Annotated in this window: 24 protein-coding genes; 6 read left to right on the top strand and 18 right to left on the bottom strand. The window is 60.7% G+C overall.

Translation table 11 applies throughout. From position 1 onward, the window contains the following. Positions 1-73 precede the first annotated feature (73 nt). Complete coding sequence (locus F6A13_RS09480; RefSeq protein WP_126604247.1) at positions 74-1,312, top strand: hypothetical protein; 1,239 nt, start codon at positions 74-76, stop codon at positions 1,310-1,312. 12 nt (positions 1,313-1,324) lie between these two features. On the opposite strand, the gene nadC is transcribed toward F6A13_RS09480, so the two are convergent. Genes nadC through F6A13_RS09450 form a run of 6 tightly spaced genes read right to left on the bottom strand, consistent with a single transcriptional unit; the run spans position 1,325 to position 8,996 of the window. Next, positions 1,325-2,152, bottom strand: coding sequence for a carboxylating nicotinate-nucleotide diphosphorylase (nadC, locus tag F6A13_RS09475; RefSeq protein ID WP_113525375.1), 828 nt, complete (start codon positions 2,150-2,152; stop codon positions 1,325-1,327). Continuing rightward, positions 2,149-3,504, bottom strand: a complete 1,356-nt coding sequence (gene nhaA, locus F6A13_RS09470) for a Na+/H+ antiporter NhaA (RefSeq protein ID WP_172959315.1) — start codon at positions 3,502-3,504, stop codon at positions 2,149-2,151. The genes nadC and nhaA overlap by 4 nt, the downstream gene beginning before the upstream one ends. A 30-nt stretch (positions 3,505-3,534) precedes the next feature. Next, the gene (locus F6A13_RS09465) at positions 3,535-6,351 is read right to left on the bottom strand and encodes a valine--tRNA ligase (protein WP_113525376.1); all 2,817 of its coding nucleotides are present in this window, start codon (positions 6,349-6,351) and stop codon (positions 3,535-3,537) included. A gap of 11 nt (positions 6,352-6,362) precedes the next feature. After that, on the bottom strand, positions 6,363-7,043 hold the full coding sequence (locus F6A13_RS09460; protein ID WP_113525377.1) for a hypothetical protein: 681 nt from the start codon (positions 7,041-7,043) through the stop codon (positions 6,363-6,365). Between the two features lie 13 nt (positions 7,044-7,056). Next, positions 7,057-7,482 (bottom strand): DNA polymerase III subunit chi, encoded by a 426-nt coding sequence (locus tag F6A13_RS09455; protein ID WP_113525378.1) that lies wholly within the window; start codon positions 7,480-7,482, stop codon positions 7,057-7,059. 11 nt (positions 7,483-7,493) lie between these two features. After that, positions 7,494-8,996: a leucyl aminopeptidase gene (locus tag F6A13_RS09450; RefSeq protein ID WP_113525379.1), complete on the bottom strand. Its 1,503-nt coding sequence runs from the start codon at positions 8,994-8,996 to the stop codon at positions 7,494-7,496. A 116-nt stretch (positions 8,997-9,112) separates the two neighbouring features. On the opposite strand from F6A13_RS09450, the gene lptF reads away from it, so the two are divergent. Next, complete coding sequence (gene lptF, locus F6A13_RS09445) at positions 9,113-10,234, top strand: LPS export ABC transporter permease LptF (RefSeq protein ID WP_126604246.1); 1,122 nt, start codon at positions 9,113-9,115, stop codon at positions 10,232-10,234. Beyond that, positions 10,231-11,304 carry an LPS export ABC transporter permease LptG gene (lptG, locus tag F6A13_RS09440; protein WP_151528162.1) on the top strand — a complete coding sequence of 358 codons (1,074 nt, stop codon included), beginning with the start codon at positions 10,231-10,233 and terminating at the stop codon, positions 11,302-11,304. Before lptF ends, lptG begins: the two co-directional genes overlap by 4 nt. On the opposite strand, the gene F6A13_RS09435 is transcribed toward lptG, so the two are convergent. The 6 genes from F6A13_RS09435 to F6A13_RS09410 form a co-directional block, all read right to left on the bottom strand. After that, the gene (locus F6A13_RS09435) at positions 11,297-11,641 is read right to left on the bottom strand and encodes a hypothetical protein (RefSeq protein WP_126604245.1); all 345 of its coding nucleotides are present in this window, start codon (positions 11,639-11,641) and stop codon (positions 11,297-11,299) included. The genes lptG and F6A13_RS09435 overlap by 8 nt on opposite strands. 114 nt (positions 11,642-11,755) lie before the next feature. Then, positions 11,756-12,208: an EVE domain-containing protein gene (locus tag F6A13_RS09430; RefSeq protein WP_126604244.1), complete on the bottom strand. Its 453-nt coding sequence runs from the start codon at positions 12,206-12,208 to the stop codon at positions 11,756-11,758. Positions 12,209-12,212: 4 nt separating this feature from the next. Then, positions 12,213-12,527 (bottom strand): iron donor protein CyaY, encoded by a 315-nt coding sequence (cyaY, locus tag F6A13_RS09425; protein ID WP_113525384.1) that lies wholly within the window; start codon positions 12,525-12,527, stop codon positions 12,213-12,215. An 87-nt stretch (positions 12,528-12,614) separates the two neighbouring features. Next, on the bottom strand, positions 12,615-14,426 hold the full coding sequence (recQ, locus tag F6A13_RS09420) for a DNA helicase RecQ (RefSeq protein ID WP_126604243.1): 1,812 nt from the start codon (positions 14,424-14,426) through the stop codon (positions 12,615-12,617). A 55-nt stretch (positions 14,427-14,481) separates the two neighbouring features. Next, the gene (locus F6A13_RS09415; RefSeq protein WP_113525386.1) at positions 14,482-15,321 is read right to left on the bottom strand and encodes a symmetrical bis(5'-nucleosyl)-tetraphosphatase; all 840 of its coding nucleotides are present in this window, start codon (positions 15,319-15,321) and stop codon (positions 14,482-14,484) included. 3 nt (positions 15,322-15,324) lie between these two features. Next, on the bottom strand, positions 15,325-15,843 hold the full coding sequence (locus F6A13_RS09410; RefSeq protein WP_225981787.1) for a DsrE family protein: 519 nt from the start codon (positions 15,841-15,843) through the stop codon (positions 15,325-15,327). Between the two features lie 134 nt (positions 15,844-15,977). On the opposite strand from F6A13_RS09410, the gene F6A13_RS09405 reads away from it, so the two are divergent. The 3 genes from F6A13_RS09405 (at position 15,978) to rpsT (ending at position 18,224) form a co-directional block, all read left to right on the top strand. Beyond that, positions 15,978-16,781, top strand: a complete 804-nt coding sequence (locus F6A13_RS09405; protein WP_126604242.1) for an ABC transporter permease — start codon at positions 15,978-15,980, stop codon at positions 16,779-16,781. 19 nt (positions 16,782-16,800) lie between these two features. Beyond that, complete coding sequence (locus F6A13_RS09400) at positions 16,801-17,814, top strand: ABC transporter ATP-binding protein (RefSeq protein ID WP_113525388.1); 1,014 nt, start codon at positions 16,801-16,803, stop codon at positions 17,812-17,814. Between the two features lie 134 nt (positions 17,815-17,948). After that, positions 17,949-18,224, top strand: coding sequence for a 30S ribosomal protein S20 (gene rpsT, locus F6A13_RS09395; RefSeq protein ID WP_009567470.1), 276 nt, complete (start codon positions 17,949-17,951; stop codon positions 18,222-18,224). Between the two features lie 100 nt (positions 18,225-18,324). Here the strand turns inward: rpsT and F6A13_RS09390 are convergent, their stop codons facing one another. The 6 genes from F6A13_RS09390 to F6A13_RS09365 form a co-directional block, all read right to left on the bottom strand. Beyond that, the gene (locus tag F6A13_RS09390) at positions 18,325-20,304 is read right to left on the bottom strand and encodes a UvrD-helicase domain-containing protein (RefSeq protein ID WP_225981786.1); all 1,980 of its coding nucleotides are present in this window, start codon (positions 20,302-20,304) and stop codon (positions 18,325-18,327) included. Positions 20,305-20,334: 30 nt separating this feature from the next. Continuing rightward, positions 20,335-21,153, bottom strand: a complete 819-nt coding sequence (gene lgt / locus F6A13_RS09385; protein ID WP_113525391.1) for a prolipoprotein diacylglyceryl transferase — start codon at positions 21,151-21,153, stop codon at positions 20,335-20,337. A 160-nt stretch (positions 21,154-21,313) separates the two neighbouring features. After that, complete coding sequence (gene hybE / locus F6A13_RS09380) at positions 21,314-21,847, bottom strand: [NiFe]-hydrogenase assembly chaperone HybE (RefSeq protein WP_113525392.1); 534 nt, start codon at positions 21,845-21,847, stop codon at positions 21,314-21,316. Further along, the gene (locus F6A13_RS09375) at positions 21,844-22,371 is read right to left on the bottom strand and encodes a molecular chaperone (protein ID WP_225981785.1); all 528 of its coding nucleotides are present in this window, start codon (positions 22,369-22,371) and stop codon (positions 21,844-21,846) included. Before F6A13_RS09375 ends, hybE begins: the two co-directional genes overlap by 4 nt. Then, the gene (gene nrfD, locus F6A13_RS09370) at positions 22,352-23,386 is read right to left on the bottom strand and encodes an NrfD/PsrC family molybdoenzyme membrane anchor subunit (protein WP_113525394.1); all 1,035 of its coding nucleotides are present in this window, start codon (positions 23,384-23,386) and stop codon (positions 22,352-22,354) included. The genes F6A13_RS09375 and nrfD overlap by 20 nt, the downstream gene beginning before the upstream one ends. After that, a complete protein-coding gene (locus F6A13_RS09365; RefSeq protein ID WP_113525395.1) occupies positions 23,383-24,006 on the bottom strand; it encodes a 4Fe-4S dicluster domain-containing protein in 624 nt (207 codons plus the stop codon). Before F6A13_RS09365 ends, nrfD begins: the two co-directional genes overlap by 4 nt. Positions 24,007-24,016 lie beyond the last annotated feature (10 nt).

Here is a 24,016-nt window from a genome sequence, read left to right as displayed (position 1 = left end):
CGAAGGGGGGTACGTTGGCTGCCTGGATCAGGGGGGTTACACTGATCGACACGACATGAATGGAGAAGTGGATATGCAGGCATCGGCAGATTTTCAGCGGCAGGGCGACAAGCAGAATTCCGCTTTTTTTGAGGAGTGGCTGGGACGGTTGCTGGAAGACCGTGACCGCCAGGGCCTGAGCGAAAATATCGGCCGTATCGACAGTCTGATGATCACGGTGGAGCCCGGGCATTCCGTGGCTTATGTCGGCGAACTCTGCCTGATGACGCCTTATGACTACCTGGTTACCTTGGAAACAGAGCAGCACTCGACGCACATCCTGCGGATCGACATGAGTGCCCCCGACGTGCTGGTGCGGGAGGTGAAAGATCCCAACCTGCACGGTATTTTTCGCAGTCTCAACGAGGTCTATCCCATCGGGGCGCAGCGGCCGAACTCCCGGTATATGGGGGAGATCTTTCAGGTTCAAAACCTGCATGAGGTGGTGGAGGTGCAGAAGGGCCGGGAAATCCGTTTTTTCAATCAGGAGCAGGTTCGCCACCTGGAGTTGCCGGGGAATATGGCCATCGTCAAACCGTCTCCCTATACCCACAATGTCGTCGGTTACTGGGAGCGCCCGGACGACCACATCCGGGTCTATTCCCTGGGGCTATCCTCGATCCGGGAGGACATGCAGGCCGCCTTTGAACGGGCCAAGGAATTGCGTGAGAGGCTCGGTCTGGACAAGCTCCTTCTGCCCATCGATCACCTGGCGACCAGGGTCTACAGTCAGAATCGGGAGGCGGCTATTCTCGAGTATCTGACTCTCTCCAGTTATTACTATTGGGGTTCCTACGATATTCCCGATCAGAATTCTTCCACGAATGTGACCAAGAGCATGCATTTTACCAGTGAACTGCAGAGCCCGGCCAAGGTTTTTACCGCCGCCAACCATCCGTATTTTTGCAATCACCTGATCGGCAGACCGTCCCCCACCGAGGCCTTCGTGCGCAACTTCGGGCCGCGTTTACATCATCTGGCGGTGGCGGTGCGGGATGGACACACCGGAGGTCAGGCCAATATCGACCATGTGGTGCACGTCCTGCAGAATTGCGGGCAGAAATTTCTGCTGGAGGTTGCTGGTTCGGAGAGGGAAGGGCTGAAGCAGATTTTCTCCAGCGCTTCGGAGCATTCCTCGCTGATCGTGGAGTACGTACAGCGCTTCGGAGGTTTTCAGGGCTTCTTCACCAAGGATAATGTCGCCGACCTGACGGCGGCGGCAGGTGCGGATGAGACCCTGCGCAGTCTGGATGCGGCGGCACGTGCCTCCTGAGCGGCGGAACGCTCAGCGATGACGCAGCGACAGATCCAGGCTGCGCAGATGGCGGGTGAGGCTGCCCACGGAAATGAAATCCACGCCGGTGGCCGCTGCTTCAGTGATATTGTGCAGGTCCATATTCCCCGATGCCTCCAGGGGCAGACGCCCTGCGACTCGCTGCACGGCAAGGCGCAAATCCTCCAGGGTAAAGTTGTCGAGCAGGATCATGTCGGCGCCCGCGCTCAGCGCTTCTTCCAACTGGCTCAGATTTTCCACTTCAATTTCGATGCGGGTGAGTGCCGGAGCCAGTTGCCGGGCCGCCTGCAGTGCCGCCGCGACGCTGCCGCAGGCAGCGATGTGATTTTCCTTGATGAGAATGCCATCGTATAGGCCCAGCCGGTGGTTGTGTCCGCCGCCGATACGCACCGCATATTTTTGCGCCTGACGCAGGCCGGGGATGGTTTTACGGGTGTCCAGCAGCCGGGTTTTATGGCCGCGCAGCATGTCGACAAAAGCGCTGACCTGGGTGGCGGTACCGGAGAGCGTCTGCAGGAAATTCAGTGCGGTGCGCTCGCCGCTGAGCAGAGCCCTGGCAGGACCGGCGATGCTGCAGATTTCCTGATCGGGCAGCATCCACGCGCCTTCGGCCAATTGCCAGTGGATCTGAAGGGCGGGGGATAGCGCGGCGAAAGTGGCATCCGCATAGGGGCGTCCGCAAAGAATGCCGGCTTCCCGGCTGATGATGCGCGCGCGCAATTCCTGATCTGCCGGAATGAGTGCTGCGGTCAGGTCACCGCTGCCGATATCTTCGGCAAGAGCCTCTTGTACCGTGTGTAATATGTCAGCGGGGATCATGCGGGTAGGTCTCCTTTTTTGCGGCTTACCTGAAATAGCCAGAGCAAACCTATGCTTGCGGCTATCAGCGATGCGAGCAGGATACCGAGCCTGGCTTCTTCTCGCAGCTGCGGATCGCCAAAGGCCAGTTGGCCGATAAATAAAGACATGGTAAAACCGATGCCGCCGAGCCAGGCAGCGCCCAGCAGGTGTGGCCATCGTACCCCGGCAGGCAGCCGCGCGATTTTGAGGCGCACGGCCAACCAACTGCTGAGGCCGATGCCCAGGAATTTGCCCAATACCAATCCCAGGCAAATACCGATGGTAACGCTACTGAACAGCATGTTCACGGAGATGTGCGCAAAATGGATGCCGGCGTTGGCGAGCGCAAAAACCGGAAGGACCGCAAAAGTCACCCAGGGCTGAATGGCATGCTCCAGACGTTGTTGGGGGGCCAGCGCGGCGACGCTGATGTTGCGGATGTCCTGAATGATCCCGGCAAGTTGTTCGTTGACCAGAGGATCCAGACGTTTGCCGTGGATTATGGTATCGCGCAGGTGTTGTCCGTGGGCACTGAGGTTGTCCGCCAGTTCGCCCGGCAGTATGCGGCCCCGCGCCGGGATGGTAAAAGCCAGAAGAATCCCGGCCACCGTGGCATGGATTCCGGAGAGTATCACGAAATACCAGAAGGGTAGCCCGACCAGCAGATAGGGCAGGGTATGACGAACGCCGCTCCGGTTGAACAAAAGCAAGGCCAGTAGCAAGAGCAGGGCGATCATCAGCGCTTTGATATGGAGCGCCGGTGTGTAAAAAATCGCGATGACCAGCACTGCGCCCAGATCATCGGCGATGGCCAGTGCAGTCAGAAAAATGATCAGATTACGAGGGATGCGCCAGGCGAGCAGGACGAGAATCCCGATGGCGAAGGCAATATCCGTCGCCATCGGGATTCCCCAACCGTCTGCCGCCGGGCCGGTCGGGTTAAATTGGTGATAAATCAACGCCGGAGCCAGCATGCCGCCAAGCGCGGCGATAACCGGCAGGGCGGCATCGCGCAGGGAGGACAGTTCCCCCACCAGAAATTCGCGCTTGAGTTCCAGCCCGACCACAAAAAAGAATACCGCCATCAGCCCGTCGTTAATCCAGTGATGCAGGCTCTGATCGAATATCCAGTTACCCCAGTGCAGGCTGAGATGCTGCTCCCAGAACGCGTGATAGGCCGTGTGCCAGGTTGAGTTGCTGAGAATCAGGGTGAGGATGGTCGCCGCGATGAGCACGATACCACCCGCCGTTGCCCGCCGCAGAAACTGTTCGAAAGGTGAGAGCATTCTTCCGAACAGGGGTTCCAGGGGATAGATCTGGCGTTTAGCCATCCGGGTGTCTCCGATTTCCGGGGGCGTTGATCACAACGAGGCTAACCGCCGTGCCTGCTCCTCCAGTTGCAGTAATGCGGCATCCACCTCCCGCAGACGTTCCTCTTCTTTGGCGACCACCTCTGCGGGCGCCCGGCTGCGAAAGCTCTCCTGGCCGAGTTTGGCGACGGTTTTGGCGCGATCCTGTTCCAGTCGCTGCTGTTCCTTGGCGAGGCGGGTCTGTTCGGCGGCCACGTTGATCACCCCCGCGAGAGGGACGAGGACGCGCAGATCGCCGACCAGTTGCAAGGCGGCGGGCGGCGCTTCCTCTTCGGCGCCCAGCCATTCCAGACTGGCGAGGCGGCCGAGGGCGAAGAGCCAGGACTGATAGCGTTCCACCCTTTTCCGGTCATGGGTATCGCCGGCCTGCAGGAGCAGGGGCAGAGGTTTCCCCGGTGGGATATCCATCTCGCCGCGCACCGAGCGGATGGCGCGGATGACGGCAATCAGCCATTCCGTATCGGCATCGGCATCGGCGTCCACACGAGCGAGATCGGCCACCGGGTAGGGGGCAAGGGCAATGCTGTCGCCCGCCTTGCCGATCATCGGTGCGACCCGCTGCCAGAGTTCCTCGGTGAGGAAGGGCATCACCGGGTGCAGCAGACGCAGTCCGGCCTCCAGCACCCGCAGCAGGGTATTGCGGGTGCCGCACTGCTGTGCCGAGGTAAACGGGCTGCCCTCGCGCAGCACCGGTTTGCTCAGTTCGATATACCAGTCGCAGTAGTCATTCCAGAAAAACTGGTAGAGCGCATGGGCGGCGTCGGCAAAGCGATACTGGTCGATGGCGCTGTTGACGTCCGCCTCGCAGTGCTGCAGGCGACCGATGATCCAGCGTTCCGGCGCCAGTAGCTCGCGCTCGCCGTCCAGATCGGCCGGATTTCGTGTCTGCATCAGGGCAAAACGCGAGGCGTTCCAAAGCTTGTTGCAGAAATTGCGATTCCCCTCCACCCGCTTGAGGTCAAACTTGATGTCCCGGCCCTGGGTGGCCAGTACCGCGAAGGTGAAGCGCAGGGCATCGGTGCCGAAGGCGGGAATGCCGTCGGCGAACTCCTTACGGGTGGCCTTTTCGATTTTGGCCGCCATCTGCGGCTGCATGAGACCTCGGGTACGCTTGGCGACGAGGTCTTCCAGACAGATGCCGTCGATGAGGTCAATGGGGTCGAGGACATTGCCTTTGGACTTGCTCATCTTCTGGCCCTCGGCATCGCGCACCAGACCGTGGACATAGACTTCATGGAATGGCACCTCGTCCATGAAGCGCAGACCCATCATGATCATTCGCGCCACCCAGAAAAAAATGATGTCGAAGCCGGTGACCAGCACGCTGGTGGGGTAGAACTGGGCAAGGTCCGATGTTTTTTCCGGCCAGCCCAGGGTGGTGAAGGGCCACAGCGCCGAACTGAACCAGGTGTCGAGCACGTCCGGGTCGCGTTCCAGGACCACCGGCATGCCGTAATGGCGGGCGGCCTCCGACTGCGCTTCCTCTTCACGACGAGCGACAAAGATTTTGCCGTCGGGACCGTACCAGGCAGGAATCTGGTGCCCCCACCAGAGCTGGCGGGAAATGCACCAGTCCTCGATGCGCTGCATCCAGTCGAAGTAGGTTTTGTTCCAGTTTTCCGGCACGAAGCGGATGCGGCCTTCTTCCACCGCGCGGATGGCCGGCTCCGCCAGGGGGGCGACCCGCACATACCATTGATCGGTCAGATAGGGCTCGATGACGGCATGGGAGCGGTCGCCGCGGGGCACCATGAGTTGGTGTTCGTCAGTGCGTTCCAGCAGGTTCTCCGCCGCCAGCAGGGCGAGAATCTGCTGGCGGGCGGCATAACGGTCCAGTCCGCGCAGGGTCTCGGGAATCTCCCCGGCGACGACGCCGTCGCCGAAGACCTCGATACTGTCCCGGATGCGCGCGTCAGGGGTAAAGACGTTGAGCAGGGCCAGGCTGTGCCGTTGCCCCACCTGATAGTCGTTGAAATCGTGGGCCGGGGTGATTTTGACGCAGCCGGAGCCAAATTCCGGATCGACATAATCGTCTGCGATGATGGGAATCTCACGGTTCATGACCGGCAGGCGCAGGGTCTTGCCGACGAGGGCGGCGTAGCGCGGATCGTCGGGGTGAACCGCCACCGCCACGTCGCCCAGCAGGGTTTCCGGACGGGTGGTGGCGACCACGAGGGAGCCGGTGCCATCACTGAGGGGATAACGGATATGCCAGAGCGAGCCTTGCTCCGCTTCGCTGACGACCTCCAGATCGGAGACTGCGGTACGCAGGACCGGGTCCCAGTTGACCAGCCGTTTGCCGCGGTAGATCAGCCCTTCGTCATGGAGGCGGACGAAGACTTCGGTGACCGCATGGGAGAGCCCGCTGTCTAACGTAAAACGCTCGCGTGACCAGTCACAGGATGCCCCCAGCCGTCGCATCTGCCGGGTGATATGGCCACCGGATTCCCGGCGCCACTGCCAGACCCGTTCCAGAAAGGCACTGCGGCCCATCTGATGGCGATCGCCGCCTTCCTGTACCAGTTGCCGTTCCACCAGCATCTGGGTGGCGATACCGGCATGGTCGGTGCCCGGCTGCCAGAGGGTGCGCTCGCCGCGCATCCGGTGGACGCGGGTGAGGATATCCATGAGGGTATCCTGAAAGGCGTGGCCCATATGCAGGGTGCCAGTGACATTGGGTGGCGGAAGCATGATGCAATAGGGGGTGCCACTGCCTTTCGGCTGGAACAGGCCGTGGGTTTCCCAGCGTGCGTAGCATTGGGTTTCGATTTCGGCGGGGGCGAAGGGGCGATTCAGAGTGTCAGTCATGGGAGGGTATCTTACTCGATTTCCGAGGCGTTGATCTGGTCCAGGCCTTCGTGCAGGACGCGCTGCAGTATTTCCGGAAGCGATTTGCGAAGATCTTCGCTCAGGCTTTCACGCAACTGGATGCCCTCCAGCGCCAGGGTACGCATGATCGTCAGGCTGATCCGCTCCTTCCAGACGGTTTGCAGATGCTGTGTCACCTGCTCTTCGATCTCGTTGATGATCCGTCGTTCGATCTCCCGGAAAAGCAACTCTTCGAAGTCTTTGAGAAAATCGAGGGTCATGGGAGGCATCGCGGCGGTTGACCCGACAATTTCGGGGGCATCGGTTGTCGTGGTCTCCTGCAGTGTTTCCGGGGAAGCCGCGTCATCCTGCCAGTGTGGCGCTGCCTGTGCATATTCTCCGGCAGTCGCTGCTGCGCCATTGCTCGCTGCCGCAGCCTCCTCCCAACGCATGGAAAAGGCGGCGGGATTGTCGGGCGTCGCCACCGGCCCGGAACCATGCGGAGGGAGTTGGTCCGGCGCCGCCTCTGCCGGCGGACGGTTTACGGCTTCCGGCGCTTCGTCGTCCGCATGTCGCCAAAGCTGGGGTGGCAACCCCGGACGTACAAGGTTGGTGAGCAACAGCGGGGCGTCGTCATCGACGTCCATCTGCTCTTCGAGGACAGGTTCCTTACGTGTGGTCATGCTTGCCATGGCGTGTCTCCGATCAGGCTTCCAGGGGATGCACCTGCATGGTGAATCCTGCGTTCTTTAATTGTCTGTATCGTTCTCTGGCGAAGCCGCGTAATTGCTCCGCGACCGGAATGAAGTCGATGAGCCGCTCGCAGGGGGGGAGGGGCGCCGGCAATTCGTCCAGCCCGCAGAGCACCAGCGCCTTGCCCTGCAAGGGCCATGCGCCGTTCTCGTGGATGCGTACCGGTTCTCCTGCGCCCCGGACATGGGGCACGAAAGCTCCCGCCTGAAAGGTCCAGAGCAGGTCATCCAGGGCCTGCCCGGCCTCCGTATCCGGACACAGGATATCTGCTTCTCCCATGACCTGCCACACCTTGGCAATCACCCGGCACATGCCGCGCCGCTGTTCGTGCGCGGTAAGCAGTGTCGGCGGCAGGGTATAAAACGAGGCGACAGGCAAGGGCGGTCCTCTCAGGCCACCTGCCGAGCCCGCCGCAGCAGATACTCCACCAACAACGGTACCGGGCGGCCCGTCGCATTTTTGTGTTCGCCGCTCTTCCACGCCACCCCCGCAATATCGAGATGGGCCCAGTGATAGTTTTCGGTGAAGCGCGAGAGAAAGCAGGCGGCGGTGATGGTCCCCGCCGGCCGGCCACCGACGTTGGAAAGATCCGCAACCGGGCTCTTCAATTGCTCCTGATATTCCTCGAAGAGGGGTAACTCCCAAACCCGGTCCATACTTTCCTTGCCCGCAGCGATGAGATCATGAACGAGCCCTTCATGATTGCCCATTACCGCCGCCGTCTGGTGCCCCAGGGCGATGATGCAGGCGCCGGTAAGGGTGGCCATGTCGATCACCACGTCGGGTTCGAAACGCTCCACATAGGTCAACGCATCCGCAAGAATCAGCCGGCCCTCGGCATCGGTATTCACGACCTCCACGCTCATGCCGTTCATGCTCCTGTGGATGTCGCCGGGTTTGGTGGCCTGCCCGTCGGGCAGGTTTTCCGAAGCGGGCACCACGGTAACGATGTTCAGCGGAAGTTGGAGTTCTGCCGCTGCCTGAATCGCTGCCAGGGCCGATGCCCCGCCGCACATGTCATACTTCATTTCATCCATCTTGTCGGCGGGTTTTAGAGAGATGCCGCCCGCATCAAAGGTGAGACCCTTGCCGACCAGGACGATAGGCGCCTGATTTTCGGCACCGCCCCGGTATTCGAGAATGATCAGGCGGGGCGGCTGCCGGGATCCGTGGGCCACGCCAAGGAGTAGGTGCATACCCAAGGCTTCCATCGCGTCCGGACCGAGGATAGTGCTTTTGATGCCCAGCCGCCCGGCCATGGCCTCCGCTTGTTCAGCGAGCCACGTGGGAGTACAGATATTTCCGGGTTCGTTGGCCATATCCCGGGTCCAGGCGACGGCGCGGGCCGTTACATGAGCTTCTGCTACGGCACCCTGAAGCTCCGCGAGCGCTGCGGTATCGTTTTCAGGAATGGATAGCTGCAGTTCGGATATGGGTCGTTGTGGCGCGTCAGCAGGTTTCTTGTGGCGATCGAAGTGATACTCCGCGTCCGCCACGGCCTGGACCAGTATTTTGGCGCAAGCCGGCGCGGAACGACGTATTACCGGGATGTCGAGCAAGTGCAGACTGGCGCGCCCGACATGGGCACCCTGCAAAGCGCGGGCCGCAGCCAGCGCGGCTTTGCGGAACTGACTGTCCTTGACCTTGCCATGGCTGCCGAGGCCCAGAACCAGTACTCGCGCCGCAGCCACGCCGGGCACCTGGTAGAGCAACTGCGTGTCACCACAGGCGCCGCTAAAGTCTCCGGTATCGAGGAGGGTCCGGAGCGCGCCGCCGCTGGCCAGATCAACCAGCGTTGCGGCAGGGCTCAATATGCCGCCTTCATAAACTCCGACGACCACACAGTCACTGTTGTCGGTAGTCGGGTTCTGGCATTGTACGGCTATCTCCACGGCGGTTCTCCTGATAATCTTATGGGTGAGGAATTCGAGACGATGTCAAAGACAGAACATAAGCCCCAGAGGCACAGGGAATCAAGTCTTGCGTATAATCCCCAGGGGTTGCCCGCTTGACCCGCATTCGTATGCAGGTCGTGCGCAATCTCACGATCTCCTTTCTGCTGACCAGCCTGGTGGTGCTCGCCATTCTGTCTATCGGTCAGTTGACCCAATTGCTGAGGCAGGTCGCCTCCGGGCAGTTGCCATTGTCGATCATTCTGCGATTGCTGGGACTGGCGCTGCCGACCTTGCTGGTCATGGTATTGCCCCTGGCCTTTTTTTTCGCGGTTTATCTGGTGTTCAGCAACCTCTATCGTTCCAACGAGATGGTGGCCATCCGAAGTACCGGCACCGGGCTGATGGGACTTCTGCCGCCCGTCGCGGTGGTTGCGGCGTGCGTCTTTTGTCTGGAACTGATTTTGTCCCTTTCCTGGGCGCCCGGCGCGCAGCGCGAGTTGCAGTCCGAATCGGTACGCCTCGCCAATGCTGCGGCAGAAGCCATGCTGCAGCCTGGTAGTTTCACGAATTTACCCGGTGGCAGGGTTATTTACGTGGGGCAGGCCGTCGGTAAAGACAGCCACCGCTTCCAGGAGATATTTTTGTCTGTTGCCCAGGGCGGGCAACTGGATATGGCGACAGCGGCTTACGGCGAGGTCAAGCCCGCTCAGGATGGTGCCCTGACCCTGGTGCTGGTGGATGGCCAACGCTACCTGGGGCAGCCGGGAAAAGACGGGTTCAAAGTCCTTTCCTTCGCACGCTACCGGGTATTGCTGGACAACCAGGACAGCGGCGGCGTCGAGCGCGGCGGCATCAACTGGAGCAGCGCATCTTTGCCGCAGCTGGTACGGCAGTTGCGCGGCACCGGGATGCGTTTTGCCGTCTCCGAGCTGGAGTGGCGCCTGCTCTGGCCGCTGGCGTTGCCATTGTTGGCTTTGCTGGCCATCCCCCTGGCTTACAGTGAGCCCCGCGGCAGCGGACGGGCGGCGGGCATGCTGGTGGGTATACTGTTTCTGCTGGCCGTCAATAACATCGTCGTTTACGTCAAAGAGCATATGATGAATGGTAGCATGCCAGTTTTCCCCGGATTATTGTGGGTACTCGTGCTGATTCTGGTGGTTGCTGCCTATGCCTTTCTCCGGCGCAGCCGCGATCTGCCGATGTTACCCGCCTGGCCGGGGCGGTCTGCGTCATGAAACGCGCCGACCGATTGCTGTTTCGCGGCATGCTGCTGTATAGCAGCCTCGTGCTGGCCATGCTGCTGACGCTGGTCTATATCGCCCAGCTCATCGCTAAATCCTCCGGGCCCGGGCACGGCGTCTGGTCTATGACCCGTCTGCTGTCCTATGCCGCTTTGCAGTTGCCCGACGTGGCGTACGATGTGATCCCGCTGGCGCTACTGCTGGGTGCCTTGGTCTGGATGAGTATCCTGAGCGGGCATTCCGAGGTGATTGCTCTGCGCATGTCGGGGTGGTCGGTCTGGCGCCTGGAGCAGCCGTTGTTGCTGGTCGGACTGTTGGGTGCCGGCCTGATGTTTGCCCTGGGAGAATGGGTCATACCAGTGACGGCGCCCGCCGCCGAGGCGATGTGGGCCAACGCCGGTGAGCCGGGAGCGGGCTTCCACAATATGGGACCGCGGGGATTATGGCTGCGCTATGAAACACAGATAATCCAGGTGGGCACAGTGGGCGATGGCGGGAAGATCCTGCAGAACCTGCATATCGCCGACGTGCGCCAGGGTATGGTGGGCATCAATGCCATCACGACGGCCTCTGAAGCTGTATTCCAAGGGGGGCACTGGTATCTCCACGATGTCCGGATGTTCAGGATCACGCCTGACCAGATACGGATGACGGCCGTTACGGAGACGCCCTGGCCGGTAGCCCTGCACCCGGCCACCCTGAGCAGTTTTGCACACCCGACACGCACCATGACCTTGCTCACCCTGTGGCAAAGTTACCAGGCGTTGCAGAGCGGGGCGTTGAACATGACCCGCTTTGCCCTGGCGTTCTGGCGTCGGGTGAGTTATCCGTGGGTGGGTCTGGTGATGATTTTGCTGGCGGTACCGTTTGTGACGCGCAATCCCCGAGGTGGAGGCCTGGCGGCGCGGGTCATGGCGGGGCTGGTGCTGGGACTGGGATTTCATTTCCTCACGGAGATGTCGGGATATATCAGCGTCTCCGGCGGGATACCACCCCTAGCCGCCACGCTCCTGCCCATTGCGCTCTTTGCGGCTGTTGCCGGGGTGTTGCATCGCTTTAGCTGAGCGCAGCGTCACGCTGGCGAATCAGTTCCTGGTCAAACGCATTGTCGAGTTCCTGGGAAAGTTTGAGAACCTTGCGGAATACGGCGGGATCCGTGTCATCGGCCTGGCTGCGCAGGCGCAGGTGGGCAAGTCCATCAAAGCTGTGCGCGCGGTCCACGGGGTCATCGACCCTTTTGCACTGGTTGCCCTGATAGAGGGCGGTCAGCACCTCCGTGGTCAGCGCGTCGTCAAGCCCGCCCTGTTGCGCGGCACGCAGCGCCGCATCCGGCGCCATATCCGGCAGGAAGGGGTATCCCAAATGGCGGTCGAGGAATTCTATGAGTTGTTGATAGGTCATGCTGGACTCCGGGATGAGAAAGTTCGGCTCACGCCGCCAAACGACAAATGACATGGTAAATCGGAGGGGATGGTAACGCCGTCCGCGAGGTTGGCTTTTTCACCCTGCACCGTTTTATCCTGCATATTGCAGGATATACTGCCACTGGCTGCTGCTAATGGGCAAGATCGACAGGCGATTCCCTTTGCGAATCAGTGGGCTGTCTGAAAACTCCGGGACGGAGCGAAGAAAGTCCAGCGCGATGCCGTGGGCAAAGGTTCGGCGATAGGCCACTTCCACCAGATCCCAGCGCGGCCGGTCGGGATGGGAGGCCGGGTCGTAATATTTGCTCTGCGGGTCAAACTGGGTAGGGTCCGGATAAGCGGTACAGACGACTTCGGCAGTGCCGACGATACCCGGGACCGGTACACGTGAATGGTAAATGAAGGCTTCGTCGCCGATCTGCATGCTACGCAGGAAATTTCGGGCCTGATAATTGCGGATGCCGTCCCAGGGCTCCTGCCCGCGTCGCTGCAAATCCTGCAGGGAAAAGGCATCGGGCTCGGTCTTCATCAGCCAGTAGGCCATTCGCTCAACCCAGTGACACGGGGTGGCCGAGACGCAGGCTCAGCAGGCGGCCGACGGCCTGTTTCAGGGATTCCCCCGTCCGGCTATCCTGCCACGCGCCGCCCTGCCACGAAAAACGTGCCGGACCATCGCTGCACGCCAGCCAAATCTGTTGCGCCGCTTCCTGACGATTGACGATGATCTGACTGTCGTCGGGCAGGAGCAGGGTGAGCACGCTGTCCACGAGGTCGCACTCCACTTCGGGAGCATCGGCCTCTATCCGGTTCTGCAGGTCATCGAGGGTGCTTTCGACGGTGACGGCGAAGCTTTGCGGGTTCATGGGGCTATCCTGAGTCATGCCCTCATGATGCAGTCTGCGGCGGCGCAGGGCAAGCCGTCATCTCCGCGTCGTATCTGCGCGAGGAACTTAGGAAGGTCGATCGCGATGCAGTATCTTCAGAAAAGATGTGCCGTAAGCCGCCAGTTTGCGCTCGCCGATGCCGGGGAGCGCCGCCAGTGCTTCCAGGTCACGCGGGCGTCGATGGAGCATTTCCATGAGGGTGGCGTCGTGAAAAATGATGTAGGGCGGCACGCCCTGGGCTTGCGCCAGTTCACGGCGGTGCTGGCGCAGGGCTTCCCAGAGCGCGGTGTCGCGGGGTGCGATCTCCGGGCGTTGTTCGCGTTGCTTCGGGACCGAGCTTTCGTGCTGGCGCAGGGTCAGCTTTTCTTCGCCGCGCAGGAGCGGGCGACTGGATGGGCTGAGGCGCATGCCGCCGTGACCGTCGTGATCCACTTCCACAAGTCCGCGCAGCAAGAGGTGGCGAAACAGGGCGCGCCACGCGTTGGCGGACAGTTCTTTGCCAATACCGTATACGCTGAGCCGATCATGGCCCTGTTGCCGAATGCGTGGATCTTCCCGAGCCAGCAACACGTCTACCAGATACTGCACCCCGAAGCGCTGACCGGTACGATGAATGGCAGACAGGGCTTTCTGTGCGGCCACCGTGGCATCCCAGGTGGCCGGCGTCTGCAGGCAATTGTCGCAATTGCCGCAGGGGGAGGAGAGGCTTTCGCCAAAGTAGCCGAGCAGGGTCTGACGGCGGCAGTCCGTGGTTTCGCAAAGCGCGAGCATAGCGTCCAGCTTATGTCCTTCCATCTGTTTGCGCGGCAGGTCGGCTTCGGATTGCTGGATCATCTGCCGTAACTGCACGACATCCTGAAGACCGTAATGCATCCAGGCTTCTGCAGGCAGACCGTCGCGCCCGGCACGCCCGGTTTCCTGATAGTAGGCCTCGACACTCTTGGGCAGATTCAGGTGCGCTACAAAGCGGACATTGGGTTTGTCAATGCCCATACCGAAGGCGATGGTGGCGACAACGATCACACCCTCATCCCGTTGAAATCGTTGCTGGTTACGACGCCGCTCGTCGAACCCCAAACCGGCATGATAGGGCAGGGCGTCCAGCCCTTCGCCCTGCAGCCACTCGGCAACTTCCTCCACGCGCTTGCGGGACAGGCAATATACGATGCCGGCATCTCCGGTGTGGCGGTCGCGGATGAATCGCAACAAGGCGTTGCGCGCACCCTGACCACCGCTGTTGATATGGTAACGGATGTTGGGTCGGTCAAAGGAGCCGATAAAGGCGGCCGCTTCTTGTAGCGCCAGCCGTTCGGTGATTTCCGCGCGGGTTTTTGAGTCGGCGGTGGCAGTGAGGGCGATGCGCGGCACCTGGGGGAAGCGCTCATGCAGCACTCGTAACTGCAGGTATTCCGGGCGAAAGTCGTGACCCCACTGGGACACGCAATGGGCTTCGTCAATAGCGAAGAGGTTGACCGTGGCCCTTTGCAGCAGGTTGAGGGTGCGTTCCTGCAGCAAGCGTTCCGGAGCGATGTAGAGCAGATCGAGGCTGCCCCGTAGCAACGCTTCCTCGGTGGCGCGTGTTTCTGCGGGGCTGGCAGTGGAGTTCAGGGCGGCAGCAGCGACACCCGCCTGACGCAAGGCGGTGACTTGATCTTCCATGAGCGCGATCAGTGGCGAAATGACTACGCCCGTCCCTGCCATGGCGATGGCGGGAATCTGATAGCACAGGGATTTTCCACCCCCCGTAGGCAGGAGCACCAGCGCATCCCGGGCCGCCATGAGGGTCTGGATTACCTCTTCCTGCGGCACCCGGAAGGCGTCATAACCGAAGGTGTGGCGGAGGATTTCCACTGGCTGCTGGGTAGGGAGGATCGGCATGGTGCCTCAGGTTGAGCGCTAAACGGGATGGACCAAAAATCTGGTGGTCAGCCCCTCACCCGCTGTCCGGTCGTGCAAACATAGGGCATGGGGTTTGGTAAATAAGGGGTTCGTCCAGATCGATCCGTGCCGCGGTCAGTTGGCGACCCCAGACACAACCGCTGTCCAGCGCCAGCAAACGTGGTTGCACCAGCAGACCCTGGGTGGCCCAGTGACCGCAGATGATAGACCCAGACGTCTGTTTTTCCAAAAAACGCTCATGCCATGGTACAAATTCGCGAGCGGTGTCCTTGGGCGCAGTGCTGGACCAGTTGAAAACACCCTTGGCAGTCACGTAGCGGGCGCGGGTGAATACGGCGACCCGGAAGCGTTGCGCCTCTTCCTCGTTGCGACAAGCCTCCCAGCGGTTGGGTGCCGGGGCGTCCCAGAGAGATTTCAGGAAACGCCGCCAGTGACGATCGCGCAGCGCATCCTCGACGGCGTCAGCATGCCCTCGCGCGCTGGCCATATCCCAGTCGGGATGGATAGCCGCGTGGACCATGCTCCAGCCCAGTTGCGGATCGGTATGCAGTAACGAACGGGTGCGTAACCACTCCATCCAGTCATCGGTGTGAGGATCGGCCAGCAGTGGGCCGAGGGTATCGTTCTTTTTTGCCGCAACGATGCCCGCCCAGCGGGCGAGTGCGTATAAATCGTGGTTGCCCAGGACGATCTGCACCCGCTCGTGCCAGGCGTAAAGCCGGTTGATGACGGCGCGGCTATCCGGTCCCCGGTTGACGAGATCGCCTGCCAGCCAGAGCCGGTCTGTCTGCGGTGTGAAGTCTACCTGTTCCAGCAGAGCGGCAAAGGGGACATAGCAACCCTGCAGGTCGCCCATGGCGTACGTGGTGGTCATAAATCAGAGCGCGACAACCTGGTCGGAAAGCCTCATCTGGCGAACCAGAGTTTTCATGCTCGCTACTTTGATGCCGGGAATCAAGGTCAGGCTTCCGACCGCATGCATCCAGTCGAGACCAATTACATAAATTTCGGCGCCCAGTTCTTGAATCTCCGCGATGAGATCGTGGTGAACTTTTTGCCGATCCCCTGGATTTTCTATATGTAGCGCCAGAGATGCCGCTTCTTCGGAAAGAAACAGGCTGACTGGGATGCCATCGGCGAGAGCGGCTGCCGCCATGCGCAGACCCTGAAGAACGGGATTGCCGCTGGCATCCGGATGGGATTTGATGAGAATGGTCCAGTGCATGGTCGGTTCGCTCAATATTTTAATTTTCCGTTCAAAATGTTGCGCGTCCTCGCGCCGCTTTCGCATACCTTTCCATGTAAGCATAGCATAAAAATGCAAGGTGGGGCTTTTGTATGGAAGATTTCTCCGTGCCCTTGACCCGCTCCGGGGGCGTCGATATAAGATGGTCACGGAAGTATCTGACGAACAATAACGGATCACCTGAATATGCCGGATCTGCCGATGTGGATGCCTTATCGTATTATGCTGGCTGCGAGTATCCCGGATGACGGGCAAAGGGCATATGGCGCATCAGGAAGGTTCTTTTGAGTCATGGGGCGGCTGTAGGGATCAGCGCAGGACGCCAGCCATCGGCGCGCTGGATAGCGACGGCAACAGCTGCCACCGTTCTGACGTTTCTGCTGGCGCCTTTTGCGGCGCTGGTTTTCGCCACGGACTGGCACGATTTTCATTTTGCGCCCGGCGACCTCGCCGCCATCCAGGTTTCCCTGTTTTACAGTGCCTTGGCTCTGGCGCTCGTGGTGCTGGCGGGAACGCCGCTCGCATGGTGGTTGGCGCATTATTGTTACCGCGGCAAGTGGCTGGTGGATGCGCTGCTGCTGTTGCCGTTGCTGACCCCACCCCTGGCCATGGGCATTTTGCTGAGTTCCTTTTACGGACCTTACTCACCAGTGGGTGGACTGCTCAGTCAGGCAGGGCTCTACCTGACCAATACCGCCTCGGCGTTTGTGCTGGCGCAGATTTACGGGGCCATGCCCTACTATGTGCTGGCCGCCCGTGCGGCTTTTGAGGGGGTTCCGGAAGAGCTGGAGCAGATCAGTCGCACCCTGGGCCGCAATCGCTGGCAGACCTTCTGGCGGGTGACGCTGCCGCTGGCCCGTCTGGGACTGACGGCCGGGGTGGCGCTGGCCTGGGTGCGCGCCATGGGCGAGTTCGGCATCGTGCTCATCGTGGCGTATTTCCCGCAGGGCATTCCGGTCAAGCTTTGGGTCAATCTGGAGGATATGGGGCTGAGTGCGGTTTACCCTCTGCTCTGGATATTCTTTCTGGTCGCTGTGCCTTTACCTCTGTGGCTGGGGTTGCGCTCGCGCCGACAGGGAATGTTCTGATGACTCCGCGCTAAAACTCATGGAAATTCGTTATCAACTGGAAACGCCGGTCACCCTGGATATCCAGATGCAGGTGCGGGATTTCACCGTCCTGCTCGGTCTATCCGGAGAGGGCAAGACGATGCTGCTCAAGGCCATCGCCGGTTTGATTCCGGCGCATGGGTATCCCTTCGGTGGCCTTGCTGCCGAGCGACGCCCCATTGGCTATTTGCCCCAGGGTTATGCGCTTTTCCCGCACCTGCGGGCCTGGGAAAACGTCGCCTTTCCGCTGCCAAGGGGTGCAGGCCGCCGCACGCAGGCTATGGATTTGCTTGCGCGCGTGGGGCTTGCCGACCTGGCGGAGCGTTATCCTGCGGCCCTCTCCGGCGGGCAACGTCAGCGGGTGGCGCTCGCCCGTGCTCTGGCCCGGCGTCCGGAGCTGCTGCTGCTGGACGAGCCCACCTCGGCGCTGGACATGGCCACGCGCGACGAGATTCTGGACGAACTCATCCGGGAGGTCCACGATTTTGGAGTGCCGGTGCTGGCGGTGAGCCACGATCCGCACCTGGCGATGCTCGCAGATCACATGGCAGTGCTGTTGGGTGGGCATATCGTGCAGGAAGGCCCTCCCCGTGCGGTGTTTGCACGACCCGCCACTATGGGAGCGGCGCGTTTGCTGGGATTTCGTAATTTCCTGGTGGGGCGCATTGAGGAGACAGCGGAAGCCGGAATGGTGGTGGCTGGATCTGGCTGGCGTCTGCGTACCGGTTTTCGGTATGGCATGCATCCGGGTATACCGGTGACCGTGGCCATTCGTTCCGAGGATCTCGTGCCGGGCGACGTTTTGGGCGTCCCAGCGCCGAATGCCCTGAAATTGAAGGTCGTGAGCCTCCGGGAGGAGGGTGTCGCCTTGCGCGTCAGAATGGAAGGGGCTTGTTCTTTGGATATGCTGTTACCTCGCTTACAATGCGAAGGCAGGTCTCTGGCGCTAGGCGCCACGCTTTGGGTACAGGTGGCACCAGAGCATGTACATGTGATGGCCGAAGTAGAGTAGTAGGCCATGCGCCCCATTTTCGTAGCGCCTGGTGGTTTTTGCAATCCATTGATATTGACAGGGTTGGGCGTTGGCGCCAGAATACGCGACTTAATTTCCCGCAGACGCGGGATTGTAGATATGGAGAGTAAAAGTTGGCCAATACAGCTCAGGCGCGCAAGCGCGTATTACAAAATGAAAAGCGGCGCCTGCATAATGCCAGCCTGCGGTCGCGCTTGCGCACCTATGTGAAGGGTGTGCTGAAGGCCGTACATGTCGGTGATCAAGAGCAGGCACGCAGCGCACTGCGCGCCGCGGAGTCGGTCATCGACAAGACGGTTGGCAAGGGCGTGGCACATCGCAACATGGCAGCCCGCACCAAGAGCCGGCTCTCGGCTCGTGTCAAGGCGATGGGTAACGCCGCCCAGTAATGAGGGCGGTATTCCCGCAGTCCGTGTGGACTGCGTAGCAGAAGAGGCGATCCGGTTGTGTGGATCGCCTCTTTGCTTTTATGTGCGGCGAACCCGCTGGTCAGGTCTTGCCGAGCATCTCCCGCAGACGGGCGAAAGCGGCGGTGGGGTCCATTTCTTCTTCTGGGTTCTGGTCGCCCTGCCAGTCCAGATGCTCTTTGGGGATTTCCTGGAGGAAGCGGGAGGGTTCCGGATGGACATCCTGGCCGTAGCGGCGACGTTTACGGCAAAGGCTGAGGGTCAGGCGGAAGCGGGCGCGGGTCATGCCCACGTAAAAGAGGCGGCGTTCTTCCTGAATCTGCTCCGGGGTTTCGCTGTTGCGGTGGGGCAGCAGTTCCTCCTCTGCGCCAACCAGAAATACCTGCGGGAACTCCAGGCCCTTGGCCGCGTGCAGGGTGGACAGGCGCAACACATCGCGATCGTCATCCTCCTCACGCTCCAGCACATGGAAGAGCATCAGGCGGTTGAGGATCTCCGCAAGGGTTTGCGGGCCTTCATCCTGTTCCTGCAGGCGTTGCATCCAGTTCAAAAGCTCCTGAATATTCTCCCAGCGGCGCGCGGCGTCTTTTTCATCTCCCTCATTCTGCAGATATTGCAGGTAGCCGATTTCTTCCGGCAGACCCCGTAGGGCGGGGATGAGTTCGGTCTTGCCGATTTCGTCCGTTTTGAGATTCACCCAGCCGGCGAAGCCGCGCAGGGCGATGCGCGCCTTGTCGGGAACGTCCAGCGCATCGTCCCAAAGTGCGGCGAAGAGCGAGAGATTACGCTCCTTGGCGAAGGCACCCAGGCGTTCCAGGGTGCTGCTGCCGATGCTCCGGCGTGGCGTGTTGACCGCCCGCAGAAAGGCGGGATCATCGTCAGGATTGACCAGTAGCCGCAGATAGGACAGAAAATCCTTGATTTCACTGCGTTCAAAGAAAGAGAGCCCGCCGGATATCTGGTATGGAATCCGGGCATTGCGCAGGGCCGCTTCGAAGGGACGGGCCTGATGGTTGCTGCGGTACAGTATGGCGTAATCGCGGTATTCACCCTGCCGCTGAAAGCGGTCGCGGAGAATGGCATTGACCACTTGCTCCGCCTCGTCCGTCTCGTTGGCGCAGCGCAGGGCGCGGATGCTGTGGCCATCGCCCAGGGTGCTCCACAGGCGTTTTTCAAAGAAGTGTGGATTTTGCGCGATGACCGTATTGGCGGCCTGGAGAATGCGGCCGGTGGAACGATAGTTCTGCTCCAGTTTGACCACCTTGAGGTTGGGGAAATCTTGCGCCAGCCGATCCAGGTTGCCGGCAGCCGCACCCCGCCAGGAGTAGATGCTCTGGTCGTCGTCTCCCACTGCGGTCAGGTTGTGGCGGGTGCCCAGCAGGCTTTTTATCAGCCGGTACTGTGCGCCGTTGCTGTCCTGATATTCATCCACCAGCAGGTAGCGGATACGGTCCTGCCAGGCATAACGGGCCTCCGCATCGTCCTGTAGCAGACGGGTGGGCAAGAGGATGAGGTCATCCAGATCCACGGCGTTGCAGGCGCTGAGGGAACGCTGATAGGTCGTATAGATTTGAGCAGCCTCCTGGCCGAGACGGTCATCGGCACGTGCCTCCTCGGGAAAGACGCCGTCATTCTTGAAGCGGGAGATGCGGGACTGGATGGCTTCGGCGAGGTCGCTGGGGCCATTGGCCTCGCGGAGCAGATTACGCACCATCCCCAGGCTATCGCCGGGGTCAATGACGCTGAAGTTGCCGCGATAACCCAGGCGCTCGATGTCTTTACGCAGGATCTGCAGGCCGAGATGATGAAAGGTGGAGACCATCAGGCCGCGGCTGTTATGGCCCTGCAAGGCCTCCCCGACGCGGCTCTTCATTTCACGGGCGGCCTTGTTGGTAAAAGTCACCGCGCAGATATGCCTGGGTGCGACCTGTTGCTCCCGGATGAGATGGACGATTTTCCGGGTGATGACCCGGGTCTTGCCCGACCCGGCCCCGGCCAGCACCAGCAGGGGACCGTGGATGTGTGTTACGGCTTCCTGCTGTGGCGGATTGAGATCAGCCATAGGTGTCATATGGGTGGGGGTTTGCAGCCGCTATTTACCGACTGCCGGTATGCTTTCAGGGGATTCGGAAAAACCGCCCTTATAGGCCCACCAGATCACCACCGGGCCAAGAATGATCATGGGTACGGACAGCACCTGACCCATGGTATAAGGACCGAAGACAAAGCCCAGTTGGATATCCGGCTGCCGCGCATATTCCGCGGCAAACCGGAAGACGCCGTACAGGAAAACGAACATCCCGCCCACTGCGCCGGCAGGACGGGCTTTGCGACTGTAAATGGCGAGAATCACAAGGAGTAGAACGCCCTCCAGCAGAAACTCGTAAAGTTGCGAGGGCTGCCGGGGTTGCGGACCACCGGAGGGGAAGACCATGGCCCAGGGCAGGTGACTGACGCGGCCAAAAAGCTGATCGTTGATAAAGTTGGCAAGACGTCCCAGACCCAACCCAATGGGCACGGCCGGCGCGATAAAATCCAGAGTGGGCAGAAAGGCATGTTGCTCATGGAGTCGCGCAAATACCCAGCAGGCGATGACGACACCCAGCAGGCCGCCGTGGAAAGACATGCCGCCATCCCATATGGCCAGCATTTTTATAGGGTTGGCCAGATAATAGGGAAGGTTGTACCAGAGCACGTAACCCACCCGTCCGCCCAGAATGGCGCCGACGGCCACATAGAATTCCAGGTCGACGACCTGCTCTTTGCGCCAGTTCCAGTGCGCCATGCGGCCGCGCCGGATGAGCCAGACGGTGGCGATAACAAAACTGATGATCTCCAGCAGGCCATACCAGTGGATGGTGATGGGGCCGAGCTGGAAGCCGACGGTGTTGATATCCGGAAAATGCAGCATAGGTGCCCTCGCAATTTCAGGCCACCATGGCGGAGCCTCGCGATTCTGTCAAGTTGGGACCGCAGGTGAAGGCATATCGACCGCGCCCGGCAGCAAGTTCCGGGCGCTGGGCGGCGGTTGCAAGCGACCTTCGTATCGGTCAGCGGTTCACAGCGATTGCTTATGGCTCCCTGGGCGCCGGCATCAGCCGCCGCAGAAAATCGCGGCGATCACACTGCTGTTGTTCCTGCATGCTGGCGCGAGTTTTGCGGCGGTGGTCGATTACGCCCTCCCAGGCCGCAAACACGGCGGCGGCGTCGGGATAGCGGCGCAGGTTCTGGACCAGCGGTTGCCAGAGAAAATGCCCGATCTCCGGCAGGTATTGGAGGTGGCCCTGCCCGAGCACGCCCGGAATCTTCAGACTCAGGGCGGGACCAAGGCCGGTACAGGGCTGATTCACCCGTGCGGCAGCAGACCAGCCTTCGGGCAGGGGAATGTCGGGGACTTTGAGGGGCATCGCCAGGCGATAGAGGGCGATGGGCGTCAGAAGATAGGCCAGATACCAGTCCTGCACTTTTTGCAAATCCCGTATCTCGACGGAGAGTCCCGGATGGACGTTGGGACTGTTTGCAAAGCACCGTTGATGCCAGTCGGCAAACACCCCCTCCAGGGTCTGGGTCAGATCGTCGCGATCCGCCATGAGTTGCCAGTTCATGGGCGCAATCCTCTAGCCTGACGGCGGATTTCGCCCGCCAGCTCCCGATAAAACATGAACTCGGCATGCCTTTCCAGGCAGTCGCAGAAACGATCCAGCCAGTCCGCCAGGTATTCCCGATAAAAATCGGCCGCCGCGGACGTGTCGTCCTTTTCCAGAAAAAAGCCGATGAACTCCGCCATGGTACCCAGGTAATCTGCAGGCAACCCCTGAATAGCGAGATCATACTGTCCATAAAAACGCTCCAGTTCGCCGGCGCGGTGACCGTCCAGCACGCCGTCCTCCAGGAAGGTGGAGGCGAAGGGTGGACAGACGGCAGGAAAGGTGAACAGCCGCGTATGCTCGCCCTGCCAGACATCCAGGGCCACTGTGGCCAATTCCCCCAAGGCCGAGGTCAACCACTCCGGCTGATAGGGTTGTTCGCTGATCAACTCCGCAGAGTCGGCAGCGGGCTCGGCCAGGGCCATGGCGATAAAGCGCCAGACCTCCGCACACACACCCGCTTCAGTGGCTGGTGAGGACATGATAGATACCCGCACCAAGTACGCCGTCGTGGCCGGCATTGGCCCAAGGGAAGACGTACACCCCGCTGGCGAGAAAGTAATGGCGGAGCAGGAAGCCGCCCAGCAGCACCATACAGGCGGTGAGGATCACCGGAGCGCTGCCCTTCCAACCATTGAACGTGCCTTTGATCTCCAGCAGGAAGGGCAGAATCAGACCGATCATCAGGAAGCCTATCATCCAGCCCCAACTGTGCAGGAGGATGTGCAGTGTGGCCTGACCGCTGAGATTGCCCGGCAAAATGACCAGCATGATGCTGAAAATCAGCACGATTTCAACGGCGATGAGGAGCATGTCCAGACGCTCATACCAGCGGGCCAGGGTGTCATGCTGATGCAGTACGCCGTACAGTACCAGCAATTGAAAGGCGAGCGCCGTAGAGAAAGCGGAAACCGTGAACAAAGGCGGCACCAGGTCGTTGGCCCAGAGGGTTGCCGCCGGGAAGGAGCGTAGCAGCAACCCTGTATACACGGCGGTGCCTACTCCGCAGAGGATGGCCACCCAGGCAATGGGGGTGCGCAGTTTCTGCGCCCAGACGCCCACCAGTTTGATCAGCGGCAGTTCGAACCAGAAATTCAGCCAGCGTCCCACCAGCGGCAGGCGGCGGAACCATGGTTCATCGATCATCAGCGGCCAGATGTAGAGCAGGCCGAAAACCATCGCCCAGACGATGAACTGGGTACCCCAGGCGATCCAGGACCAGGGCAGGAAGAAGGGATTCCAGGGCATCAGGATTTCCCAGACATTGAGGGGGTGAAGCAGATCGATCAGCAGCAGGGCGGAGCCAACACCCAGAAAAGCCTCTCCCGCCAGGGTACCCCAGAGGGTGACGGCCCGGTTGGCCCGGAAATAGAGATGACTGAAGAGACTCAGGGCAATGAGGGCTGCACCTAGACCACCGAGGAAAAGATAAGCCGCGACCAGCGTCGCCCAGCGGTCCTGAACGATGAGACTGGTGGCAAAATGGACCGAGTTCATACGAGATCCTCCGGAAGCTTGTGGATGTAGTAAATATTGGGGCCGGTGCCCAGTTCGGTGAGCAGACCCTGAGCCTTGCCGGTCGCGACCACCTTGGTGATGAGGTCGTTGGGGTTGTCCAGGTCACCGAAAATACGGGAGTGGGCGACGCAGGTTTCCACGCAGGCGGGATCCAGACCTTGCTGCAGGCGGTCGTAGCAGAAGTCGCATTTATCGATGCTGGGCACGGTACGTTTGAGAAAGTCCTTGCCGTAATAGCCCAGTCCCTTGTCGATATCGTTACTGTCGGCAGGGTAGCGGGCATCGTAGGGGCAGGCCATGGCACAGGCCTGGCAACCCATGCAGATGTCGGGGTTGACGCGGACGATGCCGTTGGCCTCCTTCCAGGTGGCGCCAGTCGGGCACACGCTCACACAGGGCGGGTTGTCGCAATGGTTACAGAGCTTGGGAAAAAACTGGCGGAGGAACTTATCCCCGATTTCAATTTCTTCGTCGTACACATAGGTGCGGTATTTTTCCGGATTCCACACGGGCGTCTGGTTTTCCATGGCGCAAGCGGCCATACAGGCATTGCAGCCGACGCAGGTATCCAGATTGATGAGCATCGCATATTTGGTCATGACAGATTCC

This window comes from Acidithiobacillus sp. 'AMD consortium' (assembly GCF_008926505.1).
Lineage (GTDB): Bacteria > Pseudomonadota > Gammaproteobacteria > Acidithiobacillales > Acidithiobacillaceae > Acidithiobacillus > Acidithiobacillus ferridurans.
This window is presented reverse-complemented; position numbering and strand designations above follow the sequence as displayed.